23 protein-coding genes are annotated in these 23,892 nt (G+C 72.5%); 7 read left to right on the top strand and 16 right to left on the bottom strand.

Annotation, left to right across the window (positions count from 1 at the left end):
* Positions 1–88 precede the first annotated feature (88 nt).
* Positions 89–559, top strand: a complete 471-nt coding sequence (locus EV684_RS11400) for a dihydroneopterin aldolase (RefSeq protein WP_200222317.1) — start codon at positions 89–91, stop codon at positions 557–559.
* A 64-nt stretch (positions 560–623) separates the two neighbouring features.
* On the opposite strand, the gene fae is transcribed toward EV684_RS11400, so the two are convergent.
* From fae to EV684_RS11450, 10 genes are all read right to left on the bottom strand, one after another.
* Positions 624–1,133: a formaldehyde-activating enzyme gene (gene fae, locus EV684_RS11405; protein ID WP_132647283.1), complete on the bottom strand. Its 510-nt coding sequence runs from the start codon at positions 1,131–1,133 to the stop codon at positions 624–626.
* A gap of 70 nt (positions 1,134–1,203) precedes the next feature.
* A complete protein-coding gene (locus EV684_RS11410; protein ID WP_132647285.1) occupies positions 1,204–2,058 on the bottom strand; it encodes a triphosphoribosyl-dephospho-CoA synthase in 855 nt (284 codons plus the stop codon).
* Positions 2,055–2,990 (bottom strand): ATP-grasp domain-containing protein, encoded by a 936-nt coding sequence (locus EV684_RS11415; RefSeq protein WP_132647287.1) that lies wholly within the window; start codon positions 2,988–2,990, stop codon positions 2,055–2,057. Before EV684_RS11415 ends, EV684_RS11410 begins: the two co-directional genes overlap by 4 nt.
* A complete protein-coding gene (mch, locus tag EV684_RS11420) occupies positions 2,990–3,991 on the bottom strand; it encodes a methenyltetrahydromethanopterin cyclohydrolase (RefSeq protein WP_132647289.1) in 1,002 nt (333 codons plus the stop codon). The genes EV684_RS11415 and mch overlap by 1 nt, the downstream gene beginning before the upstream one ends.
* Complete coding sequence (locus EV684_RS11425; protein WP_132647291.1) at positions 3,988–5,106, bottom strand: ATP-grasp domain-containing protein; 1,119 nt, start codon at positions 5,104–5,106, stop codon at positions 3,988–3,990. The genes mch and EV684_RS11425 overlap by 4 nt, the downstream gene beginning before the upstream one ends.
* Entirely contained in the window at positions 5,106–6,029 is a 924-nt protein-coding gene (locus EV684_RS11430; RefSeq protein ID WP_132647293.1) for an NAD(P)-dependent methylenetetrahydromethanopterin dehydrogenase, read from the bottom strand. The genes EV684_RS11425 and EV684_RS11430 overlap by 1 nt, the downstream gene beginning before the upstream one ends.
* A gap of 20 nt (positions 6,030–6,049) precedes the next feature.
* Positions 6,050–7,054: a beta-ribofuranosylaminobenzene 5'-phosphate synthase family protein gene (locus EV684_RS11435; RefSeq protein WP_132647295.1), complete on the bottom strand. Its 1,005-nt coding sequence runs from the start codon at positions 7,052–7,054 to the stop codon at positions 6,050–6,052.
* A 174-nt stretch (positions 7,055–7,228) separates the two neighbouring features.
* The gene (locus EV684_RS11440; RefSeq protein WP_132647297.1) at positions 7,229–7,618 is read right to left on the bottom strand and encodes a 4a-hydroxytetrahydrobiopterin dehydratase; all 390 of its coding nucleotides are present in this window, start codon (positions 7,616–7,618) and stop codon (positions 7,229–7,231) included.
* A gap of 78 nt (positions 7,619–7,696) precedes the next feature.
* Complete coding sequence (locus EV684_RS11445; protein ID WP_132647299.1) at positions 7,697–8,530, bottom strand: phosphoenolpyruvate hydrolase family protein; 834 nt, start codon at positions 8,528–8,530, stop codon at positions 7,697–7,699.
* 20 nt (positions 8,531–8,550) lie between these two features.
* Positions 8,551–9,756 carry a Tm-1-like ATP-binding domain-containing protein gene (locus EV684_RS11450; RefSeq protein WP_132647301.1) on the bottom strand — a complete coding sequence of 402 codons (1,206 nt, stop codon included), beginning with the start codon at positions 9,754–9,756 and terminating at the stop codon, positions 8,551–8,553.
* A gap of 94 nt (positions 9,757–9,850) precedes the next feature.
* On the opposite strand from EV684_RS11450, the gene EV684_RS11455 reads away from it, so the two are divergent.
* Together EV684_RS11455 and EV684_RS11460 are read left to right on the top strand one after the other, a co-directional pair.
* On the top strand, positions 9,851–10,534 hold the full coding sequence (locus tag EV684_RS11455; protein WP_132647303.1) for a TetR/AcrR family transcriptional regulator: 684 nt from the start codon (positions 9,851–9,853) through the stop codon (positions 10,532–10,534).
* The gene (locus tag EV684_RS11460; RefSeq protein WP_132647305.1) at positions 10,531–10,764 is read left to right on the top strand and encodes a DUF1653 domain-containing protein; all 234 of its coding nucleotides are present in this window, start codon (positions 10,531–10,533) and stop codon (positions 10,762–10,764) included. The genes EV684_RS11455 and EV684_RS11460 overlap by 4 nt, the downstream gene beginning before the upstream one ends.
* 1 nt (position 10,765) lies before the next feature.
* On the opposite strand, the gene EV684_RS11465 is transcribed toward EV684_RS11460, so the two are convergent.
* The gene (locus EV684_RS11465; protein WP_132647307.1) at positions 10,766–11,692 is read right to left on the bottom strand and encodes a LysR substrate-binding domain-containing protein; all 927 of its coding nucleotides are present in this window, start codon (positions 11,690–11,692) and stop codon (positions 10,766–10,768) included.
* An 88-nt stretch (positions 11,693–11,780) separates the two neighbouring features.
* On the opposite strand from EV684_RS11465, the gene EV684_RS11470 reads away from it, so the two are divergent.
* Both EV684_RS11470 and EV684_RS11475 read left to right on the top strand, forming a co-directional pair.
* On the top strand, positions 11,781–12,860 hold the full coding sequence (locus EV684_RS11470) for a tartrate dehydrogenase (protein ID WP_132647309.1): 1,080 nt from the start codon (positions 11,781–11,783) through the stop codon (positions 12,858–12,860).
* A gap of 177 nt (positions 12,861–13,037) precedes the next feature.
* Positions 13,038–13,637 carry an ORF6N domain-containing protein gene (locus EV684_RS11475; RefSeq protein ID WP_132647311.1) on the top strand — a complete coding sequence of 200 codons (600 nt, stop codon included), beginning with the start codon at positions 13,038–13,040 and terminating at the stop codon, positions 13,635–13,637.
* Positions 13,638–13,860: 223 nt separating this feature from the next.
* On the opposite strand, the gene EV684_RS11480 is transcribed toward EV684_RS11475, so the two are convergent.
* Together EV684_RS11480 and EV684_RS11485 are read right to left on the bottom strand one after the other, a co-directional pair.
* Positions 13,861–14,334, bottom strand: coding sequence for a cyanophycin metabolism-associated DUF1854 family protein (locus tag EV684_RS11480; protein WP_132647313.1), 474 nt, complete (start codon positions 14,332–14,334; stop codon positions 13,861–13,863).
* Positions 14,335–14,343: 9 nt separating this feature from the next.
* The gene (locus EV684_RS11485; protein WP_207184395.1) at positions 14,344–16,587 is read right to left on the bottom strand and encodes a cyanophycin metabolism-associated ABC transporter; all 2,244 of its coding nucleotides are present in this window, start codon (positions 16,585–16,587) and stop codon (positions 14,344–14,346) included.
* A gap of 119 nt (positions 16,588–16,706) precedes the next feature.
* On the opposite strand from EV684_RS11485, the gene EV684_RS11490 reads away from it, so the two are divergent.
* Together EV684_RS11490 and cphA are read left to right on the top strand one after the other, a co-directional pair.
* Positions 16,707–18,860, top strand: a complete 2,154-nt coding sequence (locus tag EV684_RS11490) for a cyanophycin synthetase (RefSeq protein WP_132647315.1) — start codon at positions 16,707–16,709, stop codon at positions 18,858–18,860.
* A gap of 7 nt (positions 18,861–18,867) precedes the next feature.
* Complete coding sequence (cphA, locus tag EV684_RS11495) at positions 18,868–21,453, top strand: cyanophycin synthetase (protein WP_132647317.1); 2,586 nt, start codon at positions 18,868–18,870, stop codon at positions 21,451–21,453.
* 35 nt (positions 21,454–21,488) lie between these two features.
* On the opposite strand, the gene ureC is transcribed toward cphA, so the two are convergent.
* From ureC to EV684_RS11510, 3 genes are read right to left on the bottom strand one after another with little or no spacing between them, the layout of a single operon-like run.
* A complete protein-coding gene (gene ureC / locus EV684_RS11500; protein ID WP_132647319.1) occupies positions 21,489–23,276 on the bottom strand; it encodes an urease subunit alpha in 1,788 nt (595 codons plus the stop codon).
* The gene (locus EV684_RS11505; RefSeq protein ID WP_132647321.1) at positions 23,276–23,581 is read right to left on the bottom strand and encodes an urease subunit beta; all 306 of its coding nucleotides are present in this window, start codon (positions 23,579–23,581) and stop codon (positions 23,276–23,278) included. Before EV684_RS11505 ends, ureC begins: the two co-directional genes overlap by 1 nt.
* An 8-nt stretch (positions 23,582–23,589) precedes the next feature.
* Entirely contained in the window at positions 23,590–23,892 is a 303-nt protein-coding gene (locus tag EV684_RS11510) for an urease subunit gamma (RefSeq protein ID WP_132647323.1), read from the bottom strand.

The raw sequence follows: 23,892 nt of genomic DNA on the forward strand, positions 1-23,892 counted from the left end.
GCGCCGTACCGGGTGAAACACGGGTGAGCTGCGCTCCAGGCCTGCAACTTGCAGCCGGCGACGCGGTTGTTACACGAAGGACACGCCGATGCTGCCCCAGCCCGCTTCCCGCCTGCACGCCGAGCCGGACGCGTCCGCACCGCTGGACATCGTCTTCATCGAGGGTTTCACCGGAGAGACCGTGATCGGCATCGACGACGGCGAGCTGCACGCGCCGCAGCCGCTGGTCATCGACCTTCACGCCGGCGTGCCGCGTTTTCGCGCCTGCGACACCGACCGCATCGCCGACACCATCCACTACGGCGTCGTGCGCGAGCGCCTGCTGCGCCTGCTGGCCGAACACCGCGTGCAGCTGCTCGAAGCCTTCGCCGAAGCGGTGGCCGAGATCCTGATCCACGAGTTCGGCGCCGCCTGGGTGCGCGTGAAGGTCGCCAAGCCGCGCAAGTTCGCCGACCTGCAGGCCGTCGGCGTGCAGATCGAACGCCGCGCGCCGCCGCCGGACCGCAGCGCGGCGCTGGTGCACCTGCTCGGCACGGGGCTGGCGCCGGCGCGGCGCTGAGGCTCGCGCAGCCCGCATGCAAAAGGCCGCCCGAGGGCGGCCTTCTTCGTGGTGTGCTGCGGGGTCAGGCCGCGGCGAAGGGGTGTTGAGCCGAGCCCTTCTTGGCCACGACTTCCGCCGCGGTCGGCGTGCCGGCGACGGCGCGCTGGATCGACTCGCGCGTGGCGCGGTAGTTGTAGTCCTGGATCTTCTTGTCGTCCTCGGCGAGCCAGTGGATGAAGACGCCGACGCAGATGAACAGGTTGTCGGCTTCGTCGGCCGGGATCGTGCCGTCCTCGACGCTGTCGGCCACCGCCATCGCGACGCCGCGCTGCGCCGGGCCGAACATCTGCACCGCCTGCTTGGCGCCCTTGATCGTGACCTTGTTGAACATCACGGTCGCCGGCTTGGTCAGCAGGTTGGGCGCGACGACGGCCAGCAGCGAGGTGAAACCGTCCTTGTTGTTGGTGAGCGCGTTCGCGAACGCGGATTCGGCCGGGCTGCCGCGCGGGCCGATGATCAGGTCGATGTGGGCGACTTCGTTGCCGTCGCCGACCAGGGATTCGCCGACCATCATGCGATCGATCTTTGCCATGGGGGGTTTGTCTCCTTCGGTGGGTGGGGATGGCGGTGGCCGTGGGCGCGTCCCGCGAGGGGCTGCGTAATCACGTTCCATGCCACTCGCGGGGCGCATCCCCCACGAGTGCGGCGGCGAACAGCGCGGCCACCGTCAGATCGGCGCTGGTGCCGGGGTTCAGCCCCTCGCGCTTGAGCTGCTCGTCCCAGGCGGCGAAGCCGGCGTCGCTGTCGGGCGCGGGATGGCCGCGCCAGCGCTGCGCCGCGTGCAAGACAGTCTGTGCCACGGCCTCGCCGTGTTTTCGAACAATGTGTGAATCGGGCCAGCGCGCCAGGCATTCGAGGTGCAGGCGCTGCACGACGGCCGTCGTCGCGGCCCGGTCGCCGCCCGGAAAACCCTCGTTCTGCGCCTGCGCGGCGAGTGCCAGCACGTCGGCGAAACCGTTGGTGTACTGCGCCGCGATGCGGTCGCGCCCGGCGGCCAGCGCCATCGCGGCACGCAGGTCGACGTCGGGCTCGGCGTGCACGTCCTGCTCGGGCGCCTGCCCCAGGCCGGCGGGCTGCGCCTGCGCGATCGCGCGGAAGGCCGCGGCAGCGTCGGCGACGTCGAGCGCGCCCAGCACGCCGGCCAGCGTGTCGCCCAGCGCCGCCAGCGAAGCCGTCGCGCCCGGCGCTTCGGCAGCACGCGCCAGCGGCGCGGCCAGCAGCACGATGCCGAGGTTGGTGTTGCAGCCGACCGCGGCCCAGGTGGCGGCGACGGCGGCTTCGATGCGTTCGCCGACGCCGGCGCCGGGCGCGGTGATCGGCGCCACGGCCGCGGCCGCGCTGGCGACGAAGTCCTCGGCCTGCATGCGGTGGCCCGGCGAGGCGCGGCTGACGTTGCCGGGCTTGCGCACTGCGACGTCCAGCGCACAGGCCAGCCGGAAGGCGGCGGCGGCGTTCACGCGCGGCGGCGCGCCGCGCCGGCGGCGACGCGGCGCTGCAGCAGGTCGTCGACCAGGGCCTGGGCGATGTCGAAGGGCGTCACACGCTGCAGCCCCTGCCAGGCGGCGACGCCGTTGACCTCCAGCACCTGCAGCGGCGCGGCGCCGGGCGCCGGGATGATGTCGACGCCGGCGTAGTCGAGTTCCAGCGCCGCCGCGGCGTCTTCGGCCAGCCGCGCCAGCGCCGGCTCCAGCGCCGCCGGCAGGCAGCGGGCGCCTTGCGCGACGTTGTGGACCCAGTGCGTGCTGACCCGCCGCATCGCTGCCACCGCACGCCCGCCGACGACGAGCACGCGCCAGTCGAAGCCGGGCTCGGCGAGCGCCGGCACACGGCGCTGCAGATAGGCCATGCGGCCGTAACCGGCGTCCAGCGCCGGCAGCGGCCGGTGTTCGCCGTCGATCCGGCCGACGAGCTGCAGCCCCTTGCCCTGCGAGCCGAACAGGGGTTTGAGCACCAGCGCGTGGCCGGCGGCGCTTTCGCGCATCACCAGGCGCTGGGCCTCGACCGGCGACTCGATCGCCCAGGTCGGCGGCGTCGGCAGGCCGGCGGCGTGCAGCAGCAGCGAGGTGGCCGACTTGTCGACGCTGCGTTCGATCGCGCGGGCGTCGTTGTAGACCGGCACGCCCAGCGCACGCAGCGCGTGCAGCACGCCCAGGCGTTTGGTGACCTGCTCGAAGCTGCCGCCGGCGATGCCGCGCACCAGGGCCGCGTCCGGCAGCTCGCGGCCGAAACCCGGGATCACCAGGCCGTGCCAGGCGGCCGTGGTGTCGATGCGGCAGTCGGCCAGGTCGACACAGCGGCCGAGCGCACCGCGCGCGCGCAGCGCGGCCTGCAGCCGGCGGGTGTGCCAGCCGGTCTCGTCGGCGAAGATCGCGACGCGCAGGCCGCGCATCACGACGCCTCCTGCCACAGGCGCTGCAGCAGGCCCAGGTCGGTGCCGCCGGCGTGCCAGCTGCGGCCGCTGTCGACGTTGCTGACCCAGACCTCGGCCGGCGCGAACAGCGCCGGGTCGATCTTGTAGAAGTCGAAGCCGGCGTCGCGGAAGGTCTGCGCGAAGGAGCGCCCGTAGTCCGGCGAGTTGCGGCAGGGCAGGGCACGCGCCAGGCGTTCGGCCTCGGCGTCGCTGCCGCGCACCGACAGGTGCACGCGGCCGCCGTAGAGGATGGCGTCGTTGCTGCGGCCCATCGCCTCGACGCCGTCCGGGTGCGGCGCCGGCAGCGGCGCCCAGCCGACGCCGTCGACGATGTCGGCGAGCGCGAAGTGCAGCTCGTGCGCCTTGTGCAGCGCCACCTCGAGCACGCGCGCGACGACCTGGGTCGTGCCGGCGGCGCTGCGTGTCGGCGTCAGCACGATGGTCAGGCCCTCGGGCGGCAGCGCGCAGTCGCGCAGGATCTTGTCGATGACGACGGCCGGCGGCGGCCGGTCGACCTCCATCACCAGCACGCCGCGCGTGCCCTGGTCGCGCCAGCCGAGTTCGCCGTACAGCGCCTCCTTGGCAGCGAGCGCACGCGCCGGCCCCGAGCCGAGCGCGAAGAACTTCTTGCCGCCGGTCTCCTCCTTGCTGGCCGCCAGGCTCCAGCCGGCGTACTGCGAGCCCAGGCAGGCCAGCACCGGCAGAGAACTGCGCACCTGCAGCCAGCTCGGCCAGTCGGGGCCGGGCGCGAGCTCGACGCGGCCCAGGCCGCCGAGGCAGATCTCGCCGACCAGCAGCCCGGCGGCGATGCTGCCCGGCGTGGCGATGCCGGCGTCGACGAGGCGCACGCCGCGTTCGTCGTGCGAGACCTCGACACCCAGCGCCGCGGCGTCGGCGCAGAGGCGCTCGACCCAGGGTGCGACGTGCTCGTTGAGCGCGATCGTGGCGCCGGGCAGCGGCGCGGCAGAGCGGTTGTTCATCGGTTCTCCAGGAAGGCGAGCAAGGCCTCGCGGCGCGTGGCCAGCGCCGCCAGCAGCTCGGCGGCATCGGCGCCGGCGGCGGCCAGGCTGCAGACCGGGTCGCCGACGTCGAAACGCTGGCCGCCGCGCGGCCAGTCGCGCGCCAGCGGCATGGCGGCGATGCGGGCCGCGGCGAGGTCGTCGAGCACCAGCGCACGGCGAGCGAAGACGATCTCGTGGCCCTGCACGACACGCGGCGGCGCCGGCGGTGGCGGCAGCTCGCCGGCGGTGATGGCGCGCAGATGGGCGCGCAAGGCGCCGCCGCGTCCGACCTCGGGGTAGAGCTCGGCGCTGGCCGGCGGCCGGGCGTTGAGTTCCAGCAGCTCGGCGTGTTCGCCGTCGAGCAGGAAGTCCAGGCTGGCCAGGCCGTGCAGGTCGAAACGCCGCGCCAGCACCGAGGCCGCACGCACGATGGTTCGTTCGACCGCCGGCGGCACCGGCAGCGGGCCGACGATGCCGGCGAAGACCCAGCGCCGGCCGGCGACCGGGCGCACGGTCTGCCGGTTGAAGCCGAGCACGACGGCGTCGAGCCCGTTGGCGACCAGCGTCGCCGACATCGGCTGGCCCGGGCGCCAGCGCTGCCAGTAGCGGCCGGGCGCGGCGTGGCGGCCTGAATCGGCTTCGCGCACGTGCCAGCCGCCGCTGCCGCCGGCGTCCTTCTCCAGCCAGCCGACGGGGTCGGCCGGCGGCTCGAAGCTCACCGCCGGATGCGGCAGGCCCAGGTCGTCCAGCGCGGCGAAGAAGGCGCGCGGATCGCGCAGCCGGCGCAGCGCGCTGCCGCCGGTGCCCAGCAGCGGCAGGCGCTCGGCGCCGGCGTCCAGCAGCTCGGGGCGGCCGTCGAAACCCGCGCCGGCGATCCAGCCGTCGACGTCGCCGTCGCGTGCCAGCGCTTCCAGCGCGGCCAGCAGCCGCTCGCCGTCGATCTCCAGCCGGCCCGGCGTGCCGATGGAGTGCCAGTGCGCGGCACGCCTGACGGTGTCGGCGTCGCCGAACACGTCGAGCGCGACGACCGTCAGCCCGTCGAGCGCCGCCAGGTCGACCAGCGCGCGTGCGGACAGCGCGGCGACGGCCAGCATCAGCCGCCCGCGGCCGCCTTCTCGGCTTTCTCGGCCAGCCAGCCGCGGGCGGTCTCGAAGGCGTCGCCGAAGCTGAAACAGACCGCCTTCTCGGCGTTGCGCATGCGCTGCAGCAGCCGGTGCTGGGTCTGGTACTTGACGTTGCCGATGGCCAGCGCGCCGATGCCCAGCGCCTGGGTGCCGGCCAGCGGCTGGGCGTCGTCCATCACGCCGACGCCGGCGATGCCTTCGGGCGGCACGGCGTTGACGTCGGCGGCGACCTTCAGCGCGCCAGCGTGTTTCAGATCCTCGGCCGAGACCGCCTGCACGCCGGCCTTGGCGCAGGACAGCACGATGTCGGCTTCGGCCAGCGAGTGGCGCACCGCGTTGGCGTCGCCGCCGGAGATGCCGTGCAGCGTGACGCCGAAGTGGCGCGCGGTCTCGGTGGCCGCCTCCTCGGCGGCGTCGATGCCCTGGCGGCTGGACAGCAGCACCGTCGCGCCGGCCTGGGCGGCGATGACCGCGGCGATGCGGCCCACCGGCCCGGTGCCGCCGAGCACGACGACGCGCTGGCCGGCGAGGCCTTCGCCGCGTGTCTTCAGCGCCTGCTCGACGCTGGCGACCATCGCCGCGGCCGTCGTGTAGGCGCCGCTGGGGTCGGCCATCAGCGAGACGACGAAGGGCTTGACCATCGCCGCCTGGGCCTTCTTCAGCATGTCGGCGGCGAGCAGCGCGTCGCGCCCGCCGATGAAGATGCCGGTGCGCGCCACGCCCTTGGGGCCGCGCGAGAAGATCGCGTCCTGCGTCATGCCGGCCACCGCGTCGAGGCCGACCTCGCCATAGGGCACGACGAGCTGGTAGCCGGCGTCGGCGGCCATGTTGACGTCGAAGGGGCTCATCTGCTTGCCCGGCGTGAACATGTGCAGGATGTACGGACGTTCCATCGTTTGGCTCGGCTGGGAGTTCAGGCGACGCGGGCGCCGTGGGCGCGCGCGGCCACGGTGGTGAGGGCCAGCGCCGGGGAGACGACGCCGGCGGCACGCGCCGCGTCGAGCAGGCGCGCCGCGGCGGCGGCCGACGGCACGATCGCGAAGCCGGTCGGGCCCCAGGAGCTCTGGCCGACGGCGGCGGCGTCGCCGGCTTCGGCGTGCATCCACTGCAGCAGCCGGCCGACCTCGGCGCTGGTGTAGGCGCTGCCGTCCTGGGCCGGCGCGAAATGGCCGCCGAGCAGGTCCTGCACGCGGTTCAGCCCGGCGGCGAAGGCCGTGAAGTCGTCGCCGGCGGCGCCCGGCAGCACGCGCATCAGCACTTGGTGGCAGAGTTCTGCGGCGCCTTCGGCCGGCAGCGGCGGCAGCGCGGCGATGGCGCGTTTCTCCTCGTCGCCCGACAGCCCGCGCCGCCCCGGATGGCGCACGACGACGACCCGCCAGGCCGCCGGCAGCGCCAGCCGCGCCAGCACCGGCGCCGGCGAGCCGTCGCGGCCCGGGCCGCCGTCGACGATCAGCCCGCCGGCGTCGAAACCGGCGATGCCGATGCCCGAGCGCCGGCCGCGGCCCAGCCAGGCGGCGATCTGCGGCGTCGACAGCAGCAGCCCGTGAAGCTGGACGAAGGCCCGCCCCAGCGCCAGCGCGAGCTGGGTGCCCGAGCCGAAGCCGGCGTGCGGCGGCAGCACACGCACCAGGCGCAGCGCCAGCGGCGCGTCGAAGCCGCTGAGTTCGCGCAGGCGCGTGAGGTGGGCGAGCGCACGTTCGAGTTCGGCCTCGCCGTCCGCGGTGTCGGCGACGGCCGAGTCGTGCTCGGCGAACGCCAGTTCGAGCTCGGTCTCGAAACCGTCGATGACCAGCCCCAGGCTGCCGAAACGCCGGCCCAGCGTGCCCGCCGGGTCGAGGAAACCCAGGTGCAGCCGGCCGGGGGCGCGCACGGCGACCTGCACCGGGGCCTCAGCGCGGACGGGCAGGGGCGACAGCATGGTCGGCTCGCGGACGGTGGACGGCGCTCATGCCGCCACCGTTGCAAGACATGTTCCCTCGCCGCGCGCGGCGCCCGACGTGCGGGAATACCCGCAGAAAAGCGCGGATCGCGGCGCTTTAGGGCGCGTTCGCTGTGCCGCGCCGGGGACACTGTGTCAGCGCAGCGGCGCCGATCACTCGTACTTGAGGTACTTGAAACGCGGGTCGTCGGGCGTGCCTTCGAACACCGGGTCGGCGTCGCGCCCGGGCTGCCACATCAGCACCTCGTCGATCTTCTTCGCCAGCGCGAAGTCCTTCTCGGTGATGCCCTTGGCGTCGTGCGTCTGCAGCTTCACCGTGACGAAGGCGTAGGACACCGTCAGGTCGGGGTGGTGCCAGGCGGCCTCGGCGAGGTGGCCGACGGTGTTGACGACCATCAGCGTGCCCTTCCAGCCGGCGGTCTTGTACTTGCGGCGGATCCAGCCGTCCTCGTAATGCCAGGCCGGCAGCTCGTCCTTCAGCCGGGCTTCGACCTCGTCGACGGCGAACGGCTCGTTCGCCGGCTTCCTGCGCCAAGTCGTCATCGTGCGTCCTTCCCGCCCCGGGTGGAGCGGCCGGGCGCGACGATGACACGAGGCCGGCGCCCGCGTGGGCGCCGAGGTTTATGCGCGCTTGATCGCCTTGAACTTCTTCGTCTGCTCGACGAGCGCGCCTTCGACCGGCAGGCGCTCCATGCTCGACGCACCGTAGAAGCCGTTGACCTCGGGGCAGTGGTCGAGGATGTACTGCGCGTCCTCGGGCTGGGCGATCGGGCCGCCGTGGCAGAGCACGATGATGTCGGGCTTCACCCGGCGCGCGGCCTCGGCCCAGGCGTTGATGCGCGGCACGCAGTCGGCCAGCGTCAGCGCGGTCTCGGCGCCGATCGCGCCGCCGGTCGTCAGCCCCATGTGCGGCACCAGGATGTCGGCGCCGGCGCGCGCCATGTCGGCGGCGCTGGTCTCGTCGAAGACGTAGGGCGTGGTCAGCAGGTCCAGCTCGGCCGCGGCGCGGATCATGTCGACCTCCAGGCCGTAGCCCATGCCGGTCTCTTCGAGGTTGGCGCGGAAGGTGCCGTCGATCAGGCCCACGGTCGGGAAGTTCTGCACGCCGGAGAAGCCGACGGCGATGAGCTGCTGCAGGAAGTGATCTCGCAGCATGAACGGGTCGGTGCCGTTGACGCCGGCCAGCACCGGGGTGCGACGCACCATCGGCAGCACTTCCTTGGCCATGTCGAGCACGATCTCGTTGGCGTTGCCGTAGGCCAGCAGGCCGGCGAGCGAACCGCGCCCGGCCATGCGGTAGCGGCCCGAGTTGTAGATGACGATGAGGTCGATGCCGCCGGCCTCCTCGCCCTTGGCCGACAGGCCGGTGCCGGCGCCGCCGCCGATGATGGGTTCGCCGCGCGCGATCTTGGCGCGGAAGCTGTCGAGGATCTGCTGGCGGGGAATGCGTGCCATCGTGTTCTCCTGCGCCGGCCTCAGCCGGCGATCTCCTTGAAGGCTTCGACCAGCAGGCGGGCGAAGCTCGGGTCGTTGACGTGCAGCGGGCTTCGGATCAGCCGGCGGTTTTCGGTGGCCTGGAAGTCCTGCTCGATGGTGTCGAACAGCGCCGCGTCGGCGGCCGGGTCCCAGAAGGGCAGGCCTTGCGCGTCGAGCATCGAGACGCCGCCTTCGGGCAGGAAGAAACGCACCGGCCCGTCCATGCGGTTGAGCTTGGCGGCGATGAAACGCCCCATCGCGACGTTCTCGTCGACGCTGGTGCGCATCAGCGTGACGTTGGCGTTGTGCTTGTAAAGGTTGCGCTGGCGGTAGCGCTCGGGCACGGTGTCGATGGCGCCGAAGTTCACCATGTCCAGCGCCCCGCAGGAGCCGACGTAAGGCACGCGGCTGCGTGCGATGGCGCCGAAACGCTCGGGCCCGGCGCTGAAGACGCCGCCCATCAGCTCGTCGGCGACCTCGGTCGTCGTCGCGTCGATGACGCCGGCCAGCAGGTGCGAGTCGGCGAGCTTCTCCATCGACTGGCCGCCGGTGCCGGTGGCGTGGAACACCAGGCAGTCGTAGTCGGGCTCCAGCAGCGCGGTCATCGCCTGCACGCAGGGCGTCGTGACGCCGAACATCGTCAGCCCGATCGCCGGCTTCGTCGACGTGAACTCGGCGCGTTCGCGCACCATGCCGCCCATCGCGTGCGCGGCGTTGGCCAGCACACGCTGGCTGATGCGGTTGAGCCCCTGCACGTCGGTGACCGAATACATCATGCAGATGTCGCTGGGGCCGACGTAGGGCCGCACGTCGCCCGAGGCGACGGTGCTGACCATCAGCTTGGGCACGCCGACCGGCAAGGCGCGCATCGCCGGCGTGGCCAGCGCGGTGGCGCCCGAGCCGCCGGCCGACAGCAGCCCGGCGATGTCGTCGCGGCCGCGCACGAAGTGTTCGAAGGCCTGCGCCATCGCGATCACCGCGCTGCCGCGGTCGCCGGTGAAGACCGCCGCCGCGCCTTGCGGATGGCAGGCGGCCACCTCTTCGGCCGTGACGTCGACGCCGGCGCCGCGGCCCTGCGTCGAGAGATCCACGGTGCGCGTGGCCACGCCCATCGCGGCCAGGCAGTCGCGCAGGAAGACGAGTTCACGCGCCTTGGTGTCGAAAGTGCCGGCGACGACGGCGTAGCGGGGGGCGGTCGGGTCCATGCTGCTCCTCGAGAATGGAGACGTCGGGCTGAATATGAGACGAGTGTCTCACTGCGCGACCTGTGTTGCAATCCGCGCCAACCCCAGCCCCGCGATGCCCAAGACGACCCGTTCCTCGCTGCCCGCCCTGCCGCCGACCGTCGAGATCGAAGGCGGCATCCGCGGCGCGACGCGGCGCCTGCTGCTCGACGCGGCGATGGCGCTGATCCGCGAAGGCCAGGTGCCGACGCTGCCCGAGGTGGCGCGCCGCGCCGAGGTCTCGCGCGCGACGGCCTACCGCTACTTCCCCAGCCGCAGCGCGCTGGTGACCGCGGTGATCGACGTCTCGCTGGGGCCGCTGCGCAGCTTCGACTCCAGCGAGCCCGACGGCCGTCGCCGCGTGGCCGAACTTTTCGCCTCGACCTTCCCGCGTTTTCGCGAGTTCGAGCCGCAGATGCGGGCCGCGGTGCAGCTGTCGCTGGAGCACTGGGCGCTGGAACGCGCCGGGCGGCTGAAGGAAGAGCCCTACCGCCGCGGCCACCGCGTCGGCATCCTTGCGCACGCGATCGAGCCGCTGGCCGCCGAGCTGCCGGCGGCCTCGCTGGCGCGGCTGCACCGCGCGCTGTCGGTGCTCTACGGCATCGAGGCGCGGGTCGTGCTGAAGGACTTGTGGGGCGCGTCGGACGCCGAGGTCGACGCCACCGTCGGCTGGATGGCCGAGGCGCTGGTCGACGCCTCGCTGCGCGAGACCGCCGCCGCCCCGTCCAAGGCCGGCAAGACACGAAAGACCGCAGGATGAACGACGCACTGCCGCCGCTGCCGACGATCGCCCTCGGCCGCTACCGCCACTACAAGGGCGGCGAGTACGAGGTGCTGGGCGTCGTGCGCCACAGCGAGACGCTGCAGCCGCTGGTGCTGTACCGCCCCCTCTACGCCAGCGCCGACACCTGGGTGCGGCCGTTCGCGATGTTCGGCGAGACGGTCGTCGTCGACGGCCACGAACGCCCGCGCTTCGAGCGCGTCGGCTGAATCACCCGGCCCAGCGGCCGTCGGCGGCGCCGCGTTCGCGGAACCACTGTTCCAGGAACTCGACCGCGACACGCAGCTTGGCCGAACGTTCCAGCCGCGTCGGGTAGACCGCCCAGACGTCGGCCGGCTGTGTCCAGCCCGGCAGCACGGTCTGCAGCCGCCCGGCGGCCAGCAGCGGCGCCACCTGCCAGACCGAGCGCAGCACGATGCCGCGGCCGTCCAGCGCCCAGGCCAGCGCCGCCTCGCCGCTGTTGCTGGACAGCGCGCCGCCGACCTTCAGGCTCGCCTCCCGGCCGTCGCCGCGCAGCCGCCAGACGCCGAACGGGTGGTCGCGCTCCTTGATGACCAGGCAGTCGTGGGCGCGCAGGTCTTCCGGCGTGCGCGGCGTGCCGCGGCGGGCGAGGTAGGCCGGCGCGGCGCAGAGCACGCGGTGGTTGGCCGCCAGCCGGCGGGCGATCAGGTGCGGCGCGATCTCGTCGCCGACGCGCACGTCGAGGTCGAAGCCCTCGGCGGCGATGTCGACGAGGCGGTCGAACAGCTCCAGCCGGACCTGCAGCCGCGGCTGGCGCTCGGTCAGCGCGCCCAGCGCCGGCGCGAGCTGGCGGCGGCCGAAGCCGAAGCTGCTGCACACGCGCAGCGTGCCGCGCGCCTGGGCGCGCGTGCCGCCGACCTCCTGCATCAGCTGGTCGAAGTCGTCGAGGATGCGTTCGGCCCAGCGGCAGACACGTTCGCCTTCCTCGGTCAGCGCGACGCGGCGCGTCGTGCGGTGCAGCAAACGGGTGCCGAGCTGCTCCTCCAGCAGCCGGATGCGCTTGCTGACGTAGGCCGGCGACGCGCCCAGGTCCTGCGCCGCGGCGACGAAGCTGGCTTTGCGCGCGACGACGGCGAGCACCCGCAGGTCGTCGGCGGCAGGCGTCTTATTGAGCACGGTTCGTGTCGGATCGGTTCACGGATCGGGCCAGTGTAGATGCCTCGTGCACGATTACGATGGCCGCCGTCCGATCACAGGAGCCGCCATGAGCCGCCCGTACCGCATCGCGCTGATCCCCGGAGACGGGATCGGCAAGGAAGTCGCCCCCGAAGGCATGCGCGCCGTGCGCCGCGCGGCCGAACGTTTCGGTCTGGCGCTGGAGTTCACCGAGATCGAGTGGGCGAGCTGCGACTACTACCTGCAGCACGGCACGATGATGCCGGCCGACTGGAAGCAGCAGCTCGGCGGCATGGACGCGATCTTCTTCGGCGCCGTCGGCTGGCCGGCGACGGTGCCGGACAACGTCTCGCTGTGGGGCAGCCTGCTGAAGTTCCGCCGCGAGTTCGACCAGTACGTCAACCTGCGCCCGGTGCGCCTGTTCGACGGCGTGCCCTGTCCGCTGGCCGGGCGCAAGCCGGGTGATCTGGACTACCTGATCGTGCGCGAGAACACCGAGGGCGAGTACACCAACGTCGGCGGCACGATGTTCGCCGGCACCGAGCGCGAGATCGTCATCCAGGAGTCGGTCTTCAGCCGCCACGGCACCGACCGCGTGCTGAAGTTCGCCTTCGAGCTGGCCGCCTCGCGCGCACGCCGGCACCTGACCGTCGCCACCAAGAGCAACGGCGTCGCGATCAGCATGCCCTGGTGGGATTCGCGTGCCGACGAGATGGCGCGCGCCTATCCGCAGGTAGCGGTCGACAAGCAGCACATCGACATCCTGACCGCGCGTTTCGTGCTGCAGCCGCAGCGTTTCGACGTCGTCGTCGCCAGCAACCTGTTCGGCGACATCCTGTTCGACCTGGGCCCGGCGACCGCCGGCACGATCGGCCTGGCGCCGTCGGCCAACCTGAACCCCGAGCGCCGTTTCCCGTCGCTGTTCGAGCCGGTGCACGGCTCGGCGCCCGACATCTACGGCCGCAACATCGCCAACCCGATCGCGATGATCTGGTCGGGCGCGCTGATGCTGGACTTCCTGACCGGCGGCCAAGGCGCCGGCCGCGCCGCGCACGACGCCATCGTGCGCGCCATCGAAACCGTGCTGCGCGAAGGCCCGCGCACGCCCGACCTGGGCGGCAGCGCCAGCACCACCGAACTCGGCGAGGCGGTGGCGGCGCTGATCTGAGCCTGCCCCTTCAGGGGGACGAGTCCCGCCTTGCCTGCCTCTCCTGGCGCGCCGACAGTCTTGCTCAGGAGGAGGCATGGTGGAACGAATCGATAGGCACAGGCATAGGCTATCGTCGAGCCGGTTCAAACAGCGCGAGGTCGATGCTTGTCTTCCCCTGGCCCGCTGTGCGGGCCGATGAGCATGCAATTGCTCTCGCACGAGGCGGTCACGCTGCGCATTGCCACCGTGCGCGGCCAGCGCGTGCTGCTCGACGCTGATCTGGCTGCGCTCTACGAAGTCGAGACCAAGCGGTTCAACGAGGCTGTCCGCCGCAACCGGGCCAAGTTCCCGGTCGACTTCATGTTCCAGCTCACCGCCGAGGAGTGGGGGGCTCTAAGGTCGCAAAATGCGACCTTAGACGCGGCACCCGTCGGGCGAGGCCGGCACCGTAAGTACCTGCCCTATGCCTTCACCGAGCATGGGGCGATCATGGCCGCGAACCTGTTGAACAGCCCGCGTGCCATCGAGGTGTCGGTGTACGTCGTTCGGGCCTTCGTGCACATGCGCGAACTGGCGGCGACGCACGGAGATCTGGCCAAACGTCTGGCTGAGCTGGAAGAGAAGACGGAGGCCCTGGCGGTGGATCACGACAGCTTCAGCCGCAATACGCGCAACCAGCTCAGGCAGGTCTTCGACGCCCTGCGCGAACCGATGGCGCCGCCCGACCCGCCGAAGCGGCCGATCGGGTTCGTGCAGCCGGAGCACAACAACGAGAAGGCGAAGGGAACGCGGTAGAGCCCCATCGGTCGCGGCGGACGGCCTTGCAGGCCGCGCCGGGCCAGTGGCCCGGCTCTTCGCCAGGCGCGATCCGTCCACTGGACGGATCGCGTCCGGGCTCAGCCTTGCAGGCCGCGCAGCGATGTCAGCGAGCACTGGCAAGGCACCGCGCCCTCCGCGATCAAGCTTCCCGCCACGGTCCGGCTCCGCCGGACCGTTGGCGGACGGCCCCCTCGGGGGCTCACAAGAATCTCTCGAGAAGCCTCTTCGACCGCCGATCCAGCGCCTTCGCGTCGGCGATGCGGTAGCCGATGCCCTGGCTGTCGGTGATCAGCAGCGCGCTGCCGTTCAGGCGGCGGATGTCTTCCTCGCCCTTGAGCACCAGCGTCGTGCGGCCGCGGTCGGTGTCCACCGTCCAGGTGCTGGGCGTCGAGAAGGTCGAGACTTCCAGCAGGCGTTCGATGACCGGGGCGAACTCGCGCCGCGCGAGTTCTTCGTCGAGCAGCGTCTTCGCCGCCGCGGGCAGGGCCTCGGGGCGGGCGATCCACAGCCGCTCGCGGCCGTCGGTGCCGACCAGCGACACCGGGCCGGCGGGGTCGGACAGCGGGAAGACGCGCACCGGCACGACGCCGACGTGTTCGACGCCCTCGGCGTCGATCAGCACCAGGCGGCCGTGGGCGTCGCGCTGCAGCGTGATGGGCATGGGAGCGTTCATCGCGGTTCCTCAGGCGGCGCCGGCCGGATGCGCCGCCGGCGCGGGCGGCGGCAGCAGCGGGCGCTCGCTGTCGCTCTCGTCGACCTGGCGCAGCTGCGCCTCGTACAGCCGCCAGTAGGCGCCTTCGCGCGCCAGCAGCTCGTCGTGCGTGCCGACCTCGACGATGCGGCCGCGGTCCATGACGACCAGCCGGTCGGCGCGGCGCAGCGTCGACAGGCGGTGGGCGATGGCGATCGTCGTGCGCCCCTGCACCAGGTTGTCCAGCGCCTTCTGGATCTCCTTCTCGGTCTCGGTGTCGACCGAGGACGTGGCTTCGTCGAGGATCAGGATGCGCGGGTCGATCAGCAGCGCGCGCGCGATCGAGATGCGCTGGCGCTCGCCGCCCGACAGCCCCTGGCCACGTTCGCCGACCACCGAGTCGTAGCCGTGCGGCAGGCGCAGGATGAACTCGTGGGCGTGTGCGGCGCGCGCCGCGGCGACGATCTCCTCGCGCGTTGCGTCGGGCTTGCCGTAGGCGATGTTCTCGGCCACCGTGCCGAAGAACAGGAAGGGCTCCTGCAGCACCAGGCCGATGTGGCGGCGGTAGTCGGCGACGCCGAAGCGCCGCAGGTCGACGCCGTCGACCTTGATCGCGCCGTCGGTCACGTCGTAGAAGCGGCAGATCAGGTTGACCAGCGTGCTCTTGCCCGAGCCGCTGTGGCCGACCAGGCCGATCATCTCGCCCGGACGGATGTCCAGGTCCAGGCCGCGGATCACCGCGCGGCTGCCGTAGCGAAAGCCCACGCCCTGCAGCGACAGCCCGCCCTGCACGCGCTCGATCTTCACCGGCTGCGCCGGCTCGGGCACGTTGCTGACGTGGTCGAGGATGTCGAAGATGCGCTTGGCGCCGGCGGCGGCCTTCTGCGTCACCGAGACGATGCGGCTCATCGAGTCCAGCCGGCCGTAGAAGCGGCCGATGTAGGCGATGAAGGCGCTCAGCACGCCGACGGTGATCGCGTCGCGGCTGACCAGCCAGATGCCGAAGGCCCAGACGACGAGCAGGCCGATCTCGGTCAGCAGCGACACGGTCGGCGTGAACAGGCTCCAGGTCTTGTTCAGCTTGTCGTTGACTTCCAGGTTGGCGCGGTTGGCGCGGCGGAAACGCTCGGCCTCGCGCTGCTCCTGGGCGAAGGCCTTGACGACGCGGATGCCGGGAATGGTGTCGGCCAGCACGCTGGTGACCTCGCCCCAGACGCGGTCGATCTTCTCGAAGCCGGTGCGCAGCCGGTCGCGCACCAGGTGGATCATCCAGGCGATGAAGGGCAGCGGCAGCAGCGTCGCCAGCGCCAGCGACGGGTTGATGCTGAACAGGATCGCCGCCGTCATGCCGATCATCAGCACGTCGGTGGCGAAGTCGAGCGCGTGCAGCGACAGGAAGACGCAGATGCGGTCGCTCTCGCTGCCGATGCGCGACATCAGGTCGCCGGTGCGTTTGCTGCCGAAATAGTCCAGCGACAGCCGCAGCAGGTGCTCGAAGGTGGCGGTGCGCAGGTCCGCGCCGATGCGTTCGCTGACCAGCGCCAGCAGCCAGGTGCGCAGCCAGCCCAGCGCCCAGGCGACGAGCGCGGCGCCGGCCAGCCCTGCCAGCAGCATCCAGACCAGGTGGGTGTCGATCTGCTGGCCGTTCTGGTACGGGATCAGCACCTCGTCCATCAGCGGGATCGTCAGGTACGGCGGCACCAGCGACGCGGCGGTCGACGCCAGCGTCAGCACGAAACCGAGCAGCAGCTGCCACTGGTACGGCTTGGCGAACCGGCTCAGGCGCAGCAGCACCCAGGTCGACGGCGGCGCCGCCGACTCGACGCCGAAATCGGTCTCCTCGGGCTCGGCCTCGTCGTCCGGGTCGGCCTCGCCGCTGGCCAGGCGGCGCTTCTGGCGCTCGAACAGGCCGAGCAGCTTCAGCGCCGCCGGGTCGCGGCCCAGCGTGTAGCGCCAGGCGGCCAGGCGGCCGCCGGCGTCGTGCAGCGAGAGCTGGCCGACGCCGCCGTGGTCGGCGTGCTGCAGCGTCAGCGCGGTGTCCAGCGGCCAGGCGAGCCAGCGGTCGGTGCCGGCGTCGCGGGCGAGAAGACGGCGTTCGGTGAGAACTATTTCGCCGGACGCGAAGCGCTCCTTCGCGTCCAGGTCAACGTCCAGGCTTGCCAGCGCGTTCTCCCCTCGTTCGAGCGGTGCGGAGGGCACCGCGGCGAGCACAGGAGACGGATCGGTTGAAGGCATGACAGGGTAGCGGCGAGCGCGGGATTGTCGCGTAACGCGCCAGCCCGGTTCCACGCCGACCGGCCGCCGCCCCGAAATCGCGCCGCAGGTCGCTCCGGAGCGAAAAACGCACGACCACGATGAAGATCTTCGACGACATCCGCCTGCTGCGCGTGACCTACCTGCGCGGCCCCAATCTCTGGACCTACCGCTCGGCGCTCGAAGTCTGGCTCGACCTGGGCGAGCTGGAACAGCACCCGTCGGACCGGCTGCCCGGCTTCGTGGACCGATTGCTGGCGCTGCTGCCGGCGCTGGAGGAACACCACTGCGGCGTCGGCGAACGCGGCGGCTTCATCCAGCGCCTGCGCGGCGGCACCTGGATGGGCCACGTGCTCGAACACGTCGTCATCGAGCTGCTGAACCTGGCGGGCATGCCCACCGGCTTCGGCCAGACGCGCAGCACCTCGAAGGCCGGCGTCTACCGCATGGTCTTCCGCGCCCGTGACGAGGCCGTCGCACGTTGTGCGCTGCAGCAGGGCCACGCGCTGCTGATGGCGGCGATCAACGGCCGCGGGTTCGAGATCGCCGCCGCCGTGCAGGCGGTGCGCGACGCGATCGACCGCGCCTACCTGGGCCCGAGCACCGCGCACATCGTCGCCTCGGCGACCGAGCGCCGCATCCCGCACCTGCGCCTGAACGACGGCAACCTGGTGCAGCTGGGCCACGGCAAGCGCCAGCACCGCATCTGGACCGCCGAGACCGACCGCACCAGCGCCATCGCCGAAGGCATCGCGCGCGACAAGGACCTGACCAAGCGCCTGCTGGCCGCCGTCGGCGTGCCGGTGCCCGAGGGCCGTGTCGCCGCCAGCCCCGCCGACGCCTGGGAGGTCGCCGAGGACGTGGGCCTGCCGGTGGCCGTCAAGCCCAGCGACGGCAACCACGGCCGCGGCGTGACGCTGGACCTGACGACACGCGAGCAGGTCGAGGCGGCGTTCGTCGTCGCCGACGCCGAAGGCAGCGAGGTCATCGTCGAGCGCTACATCCCCGGCGACGAGCACCGCCTGCTCGTCGTCGCCGGCCGGATGGTGGCCGCCGCACGCGGCGAGGCCGCCTGGGTCGTCGGCGACGGCCGCAGCAGCGTCGCCGAACTCGTCGAGGCCCAGCTCAACAGCGACCCGCGCCGCGGCGAGACCGAGGATCACCCGCTGGGCCGCATCCGCGTGCGCGAGGACGGCGCGATCCTCGTCGACCTGCGGCGCCAGAACCTGGGCCCGGACGACGTGCCCGCTGCCGCCCGGCGCGTGCTGATCCAGCGCAACGGCAACGTCGCCATCGACTGCACCGACGAGGTCCACCCCGACTTCGCGCGCGTCGCCTCGCTGGCCGCGCGCACCGTCGGCCTGGACATCGCCGGCATCGACCTCGTCGCGCAGGACATCACGCGGCCGCTGCGCGGCCAGCACGCCGCGGTCGTCGAGGTCAACGCCGGCCCCGGGCTGCTGGCGCACACCAAGCCGGCGGTCGGTTCGCCGCGCCCGGTGGGCCAGGCGATCATCGACCACCTGTTCCCGCCCGGCGACGACGGCCGCATCCCGATCGTCGGCATCGCCGGCGGCGAGGCGGCGACCCCGGTGGCGCGCCTCGTGGCCTGGCTGCTGCAGCTGTCGGGCCACCACGTCGGCCTGGCCTGCCGCGACGGGCTGTTCCTGGACACGCGCCGCATCGACGAGCGCGACGCGACGCGCGGCGACATCGCCGAGCGCCTGCTGCTCAACCGCGAGGTCGACGCCGCCGTCTTCGAGAACGGCGCCGCGACCCTCCTCGACGAAGGCCTGGTCTACGACCGCTGCCGCGTCGGCGTCGTCACCGACCTCGACGGCGCCGAGGCGCTGGAGCGCCACGACATCCACGCCGCCGACGACCTGGCGCGTGTGCTGCGCACGCAGATGGACGTCGTGCTGGCCGACGGCATCGGCGTGCTCAACGCCGACGACGCGCGCATCGCCGCGCTCGCCGAGCACTGCGACGGCGAGGTGACGCTCTACGCCACCGACGCCGCCGCGCTGGCCGCGCACCGCGAGCGCGGCGGCCACGCCGTGCTGCTGCGCGAAGGCCGCCTCTGGCTGTGCGAAGGCCATGCCGAGACGCCGCTGAACGTGCGCGGCCGCTCGCCGCTGCCCGCCGCCGTGCTGCTGCCGGCCGTCGCCGCCGCCTGGGCCTTCGGTCTGGCGCCGGCGCTGCTGGCCGCCGGCCTGGACACCTTCGATCTGCAGACCCCTGCCGACATCCGCTGAGACCGCCATGGACGTCACCCGCATCCGCGCGCTGCGCGGGCCCAATCTCTGGAGCCGGCACACGGCGATCGAGGCCATCGTGCGCTGCACGCCCGAGGAGTCGGCGATCGAGGCCGGCTCGACGCTGGAACGCCGGCTGCGTGAACTGCTGCCCGACGTCTCGCCGGTGCGCCCGGTCGGCACGCGCGAGCCGGTGCCGATGGCGCGCTGGCTGGAGCGCCTGGCGCTGGCACTGCAGGCGCGCGCCGGCTGCCGCGTCTCGTTCTCGCGCACCGCGGCCGCGCCCGAGCCCGGCGTGCATCAGATCGTCGTCGAGTACACCGAGGAGAAGGTCGGCCGGCGCGCACTCGAGCTCGCCGAACGCCTGCTCGCCGCGGCCGTCGCCGGCGAGGCCTTCGACACCGAGGCCGCGGTCGCCGAGCTGCGCGCCATCGACGAGGACGTGCGCCTGGGGCCGAGCACCGGCTCCATCGTCTCGGCCGCGCTGGCGCGCGGCGTGCCGTACCGCCGCCTGACCGAGGGCAGCCTGGTGCAGTTCGGCTGGGGCGCACGCGTGCGCCGCATCTGGGCCGCCGAGGTCGACTCCACCGGCGCGGTGGCCGAGTCGATCGCCCAGGACAAGGATCTCAGCAAGCGGCTGCTGGCCTCCGCCGGCGTGCCGGTGCCGCGCGGCCGCCCGGTCGCCGACCTCGAGGACGGCTGGGCCGCGGCGATGGAGATCGGCCTGCCGGTCGTCGTCAAGCCGCGCGACGGCAACCAGGGCAAGGGCGTGACGGTCAACGTCACCGACCGCGCCCAGTTCGAGGCCGCCTACCGCACCGCCGACGAGATCGGCGAGGTGATGGTCGAGCAGTTCCTGCCCGGCCACGACTTCCGCCTGCTCGTCGTCGGCGAGAAGCTGGTCGCCGCGTCGCGCCGCGACCCGCCCTACGTCATCGGCGACGGCGTGCACAGCGTGCGCCAGCTCGTCGACACGGTGAACGCCGACCCGCGCCGCGGCGACGGCCACGCCACCGCGCTGACACGCATCCGCCTGGACGACGTCGCGCTGGCGCGGCTGGCGCTGCTGGGCCTGTCGCCCGAGGCGGTGCCGGCCAACGGCCAGAAGGTCGTGCTGCGCCACAACGCCAACCTCAGCACCGGCGGCAGCGCCACCGACGTCACCGACGACGTGCACCCCGAGGTCGCCGCGCGTGCGGTGGCCGCCGCGCGCATGGTCGGGCTGGAGATCTGCGGCGTCGACGTGGTCTGCGAGAGCGTCGGCGTGCCGCTGGAGCAGCAGCGCGGCGGCGTCGTCGAGGTCAACGCCGCGCCGGGCCTGCGCATGCACCTGGCGCCGAGCTTCGGCAAGCCGCGTGCGGTCGGCGAGGCCATCATCGAGCGCCTGTTCCCGGCCGGCCAGGACGGCCGCATCCCGGTCGTCGCCGTCACCGGCACGAACGGCAAGACCACCGTCTCGCGCCTCATCGCGCACCTGTTCAACGCCGCCGGCTACAAGGTCGGCATGACCAACACCGACGGCGTGTGGGTCGACGGCCACCAGATCGACAGCGGCGACTGCAGCGGCCCGAAGAGCGCGCGCAACGTGCTCGCCCACCCCGACACCGAGGCCGCGGTGCTGGAGACCGCACGCGGCGGCATGCTGCGCGAAGGCCTGGGTTTCGACCGCTGCCAGGTCGCCGTCGTCACCAACGTCGGCGCCGGCGACCACCTCGGCCTGAACTACATCACGACGGTCGAGGACCTCGCGGTGCTCAAGCGCGTCATCGTGCAGAACGTCGCCGAGAGCGGCTACGCGGTGCTCAACGCCGCCGACCCGATCACGCTGCAGATGGCGCAGCACTGCCCGGGCGGCGTGATCCTGTTCGCTGCCGACGGCCACCTGCCGGCGATGGTCGCGCACCGCGCCCAGGGCGGGCGCACGGTGTTCGTCGACGGTGACGCGATCGTCGCCGTCAACGGCTCGGCGCGCGCGCGTGTGCCGCTGCGCGAGGTGCCGCTCACCCGCAACGGCACGATCGGCTTCCAGGTCGAGAACGCGCTCGCTGCGGTCGCCGCGGCCTGGGGCTGCGGCCTCAGCTTCGACGCCGTCAGCGCCGGCCTGGCCAGCTTCGTCAACGACGCGCACAACGCGCCGGGGCGTTTCAACGTCATGGACTACCGCGGCGCGACGGTCATCGCCGACTACGGCCACAACGCCGACGCGATGCGCGCGCTGGTCGGTGCCGTCGAGGCGATGCCGGCCCAGCGCCGCTCGGTGGTCATCAGCGCCGCCGGCGACCGCCGCGACGAGGACATCCGCGAGCAGACGCAGATCCTGGGGGCGGCCTTCGACGAGGTGCTGCTGTACCAGGACGCCGCCCAGCGCGGCCGTGCCGACGGCGAGGTCATCGCGCTGCTGCGCGAGGGCCTGCGCGGCGCGCCGCGCACCCGCCGTGTCGAGGAGATCCACGGCGAGTTCGTCGCCATCGACCAGGCGCTCGCGAACCTGCAGCCCGGCGACCTGTGCCTGGTGCTCGTCGACCAGGTCGAAGAAGCGCTGGAGCACCTGGCGCGCCGCATCGCCGAAGCCTCGGAGCCGGTCGCGGCCTGATACGACGCGCCGCCTGAGAGGGCGGCGCGCGCCGGTCAGAACAGGAAGTACTTCTGGGCCAGCGGCAGCACGGTCGCCGGCTCGCAGGTCAGCAACTGGCCGTCGGCGCGCACCTCGTAGGTCTGCGGGTCGATTTCCATCTTCGGCAGCCAGCCGTTGTGCACCATGTCGCCCTTCTTCACCTGGCGGCAGCCCTGCACCGCGGCCAGGCGCTTGGCCAGGCCCAGCTGCTCGCCGATCTCGGCCTGCAGCGCCGCCTGGCTGACGAAGGTGAGCGAGGTCGCGGCGCGGGCGCCGCCGAAGCTGCCGAACATCGGCCGGTAATGCACCGGCTGCGGCGTCGGGATGCTGGCGTTGGGGTCGCCCATCGCCGCCACGGCGATGAAGCCGCCCTTCAACACCAGGCTCGGCTTGACGCCGAAGAAGGCCGGCCGCCACAGCACCAGGTCGGCCCACTTGCCGATCTCGACCGAGCCGACCTCGTGCGCGATGCCGTTGGCGATCGCCGGGTTGATCGTGTACTTGGCGACGTAGCGCCTGACGCGGAAGTTGTCGTTGCGGGAGTCCTGCTCCGCGACACCGCTCTTGCCCTCACCCCCCGCCCTCTCCCGCGTTGCGGGAGAGGGGGCCTGGAGCCAGCCGCGCTGGACCTTCATCTTGTGCGCCGTCTGCCAGGTGCGGATGATGACCTCGCCGACACGGCCCATGGCCTGGCTGTCGCTGCTCATCATGCTGATCGCACCCAGGTCGTGCAGCACGTCCTCGGCGGCGATGGTCTCGCGGCGGATGCGGCTCTCGGCAAACGCCAGGTCCTCGGCGATGCCGGCGTCCAGGTGGTGGCAGACCATCAGCATGTCCAGGTGCTCGTCCACCGTGTTGGCGGTGTAGGGCATCGTCGGGTTGGTGCTGCTGGGCAGGAAGTTGGCTTCGCCGGCGACCCGCAGGATGTCCGGCGCGTGGCCGCCGCCGGCGCCTTCGGTGTGGAAGGCGCAGAGCGTGCGGCCCTGGGTCGCGGCGATCGTGTCCTCGACGAAGCCCGACTCGTTGAGCGTGTCGCTGTGGATCGAGACCTGGGTGTCGGTGGCCTCGGCGATGTCCAGGCAGTTGTCGATCGCGCTGGGCGTCGTGCCCCAGTCCTCGTGCAGCTTCAGGCCGATGGCGCCGGCGGCGATCTGCTGGCTCAGCGCCTCGGGCCGGCTGGCGTTGCCCTTGCCGAGGAAACCGAGGTTCATCGGGAAGGCGTCGGCGGCCTGCAGCATGCGGTGCAGGTTCTCCGGCCCCGGCGTGCAGGTCGTCGCGAAGGTGCCGGTGGCCGGGCCGGTGCCGCCGCCGAGCATTGTCGTGACGCCCGAGTTCAGCGCCTCGTCGATCTGCTGCGGGCAGATGAAGTGGATGTGGCTGTCGATGCCGCCGGCGGTGACGATCAAACCCTCGCCGGCGATGATCTCGGTGCCCGGGCCGATGACGATGTCCACGCCCGGCTGCACCTCGGGGTTGCCGGCCTTGCCGATGGCGGCGATGCGGCAGCCCTTGAGGCCGATGTCGGCCTTGACGATGCCCCAGTGGTCGATGATCAGCGCGTTGGTGATGACGCAGTCGGCCGCCTCGTGGTGGCCGGGGCCGTTGACCGCCTGGCCCTGGCCCATGCCGTCGCGGATCGTCTTGCCGCCGCCGAACTTCACTTCCTCGCCGTAACCGCCGGCACGCAGCGTGTAGTCGGCCTCGACCTCGACGATCAGCTCGGTGTCGGCCAGGCGCACGCGGTCGCCCACAGTCGGGCCGTACATCTCGGCGTAGGCGCGCCGTCCGATGGTCGTGCTCATCACAGACTTCCTTGGATCTCGGCCCGGAAGCCGCAGACACGGCGCTCGCCGCCGTAGGGCACCAGCTGCACGGTGCGCTGCTGGCCGGGCTCGAAACGCACCGCGGTGCCGCTGGCGATGTCCAGCCGCAGGCCGCGTGCCGCCGCGCGGTCGAAGCTGAGCGCCGGGTTGGTCTCGGCGAAGTGGTAGTGCGAGCCGACCTGGATCGGCCGGTCGCCGGTGTTCTCGACGACCAGCGTCAGCACCGGGCGGCCGGGGTTGAGCGTCAGCTCGCCGTCGTCGATCAGCAGTTCTCCGGGGATCATCGCCGTCCTCATGCGATCGGTTGGTGCACGGTCACCAACTTGGTGCCGTCGGGGAAGGTGGCCTCGACCTGGATCTCGGGGATCAGCTCGGGCACGCCGTCCATCACGTCGGCGCGGCGCAGCACCTGCTTGCCGGCGCTCATCAGCTCGGCCACCGTGCGCCCGTCGCGTGCGCCTTCGAGGATGGCGGCGGTGATCAGCGCGATCGCCTCCGGCACGTTGAGCTTCAGCCCACGCGCCTGGCGGCGCTCGGCCAGCAACGCGGCGGTGAAGATCAGCAGCTTGTCCTTCTCTCTGGGGGTCAGGTCCAT

This window comes from Rubrivivax gelatinosus, assembly GCF_004340905.1.
Lineage (GTDB): Bacteria > Pseudomonadota > Gammaproteobacteria > Burkholderiales > Burkholderiaceae_C > Rubrivivax > Rubrivivax gelatinosus.

Coding starts and splice junctions, on each gene's coding strand:
- ureC (WP_132647319.1), bottom strand. CDS start 23,276: ATGAGCACGACCATCGGACGGCGCGCCTACGCCGAGATGTACGGCCCG.
- EV684_RS11470 (WP_132647309.1), top strand. CDS start 11,781: ATGAGCCGCCCGTACCGCATCGCGCTGATCCCCGGAGACGGGATCGGC.
- fae (WP_132647283.1), bottom strand. CDS start 1,133: ATGGCAAAGATCGATCGCATGATGGTCGGCGAATCCCTGGTCGGCGAC.
- EV684_RS11475 (WP_132647311.1), top strand. CDS start 13,038: ATGAGCATGCAATTGCTCTCGCACGAGGCGGTCACGCTGCGCATTGCC.
- EV684_RS11490 (WP_132647315.1), top strand. CDS start 16,707: ATGAAGATCTTCGACGACATCCGCCTGCTGCGCGTGACCTACCTGCGC.
- EV684_RS11455 (WP_132647303.1), top strand. CDS start 9,851: ATGCCCAAGACGACCCGTTCCTCGCTGCCCGCCCTGCCGCCGACCGTC.
- EV684_RS11425 (WP_132647291.1), bottom strand. CDS start 5,106: ATGCTGGCCGTCGCCGCGCTGTCCGCACGCGCGCTGGTCGACCTGGCG.
- EV684_RS11400 (WP_200222317.1), top strand. CDS start 89: ATGCTGCCCCAGCCCGCTTCCCGCCTGCACGCCGAGCCGGACGCGTCC.
- EV684_RS11435 (WP_132647295.1), bottom strand. CDS start 7,054: ATGCTGTCGCCCCTGCCCGTCCGCGCTGAGGCCCCGGTGCAGGTCGCC.
- EV684_RS11510 (WP_132647323.1), bottom strand. CDS start 23,892: ATGGACCTGACCCCCAGAGAGAAGGACAAGCTGCTGATCTTCACCGCC.
- mch (WP_132647289.1), bottom strand. CDS start 3,991: ATGAACAACCGCTCTGCCGCGCCGCTGCCCGGCGCCACGATCGCGCTC.
- EV684_RS11460 (WP_132647305.1), top strand. CDS start 10,531: ATGAACGACGCACTGCCGCCGCTGCCGACGATCGCCCTCGGCCGCTAC.
- EV684_RS11485 (WP_207184395.1), bottom strand. CDS start 16,587: ATGCCTTCAACCGATCCGTCTCCTGTGCTCGCCGCGGTGCCCTCCGCA.
- EV684_RS11480 (WP_132647313.1), bottom strand. CDS start 14,334: ATGAACGCTCCCATGCCCATCACGCTGCAGCGCGACGCCCACGGCCGC.
- cphA (WP_132647317.1), top strand. CDS start 18,868: ATGGACGTCACCCGCATCCGCGCGCTGCGCGGGCCCAATCTCTGGAGC.
- EV684_RS11440 (WP_132647297.1), bottom strand. CDS start 7,618: ATGACGACTTGGCGCAGGAAGCCGGCGAACGAGCCGTTCGCCGTCGAC.
- EV684_RS11505 (WP_132647321.1), bottom strand. CDS start 23,581: ATGATCCCCGGAGAACTGCTGATCGACGACGGCGAGCTGACGCTCAAC.
- EV684_RS11445 (WP_132647299.1), bottom strand. CDS start 8,530: ATGGCACGCATTCCCCGCCAGCAGATCCTCGACAGCTTCCGCGCCAAG.
- EV684_RS11430 (WP_132647293.1), bottom strand. CDS start 6,029: ATGGAACGTCCGTACATCCTGCACATGTTCACGCCGGGCAAGCAGATG.
- EV684_RS11450 (WP_132647301.1), bottom strand. CDS start 9,756: ATGGACCCGACCGCCCCCCGCTACGCCGTCGTCGCCGGCACTTTCGAC.
- EV684_RS11415 (WP_132647287.1), bottom strand. CDS start 2,990: ATGCGCGGCCTGCGCGTCGCGATCTTCGCCGACGAGACCGGCTGGCAC.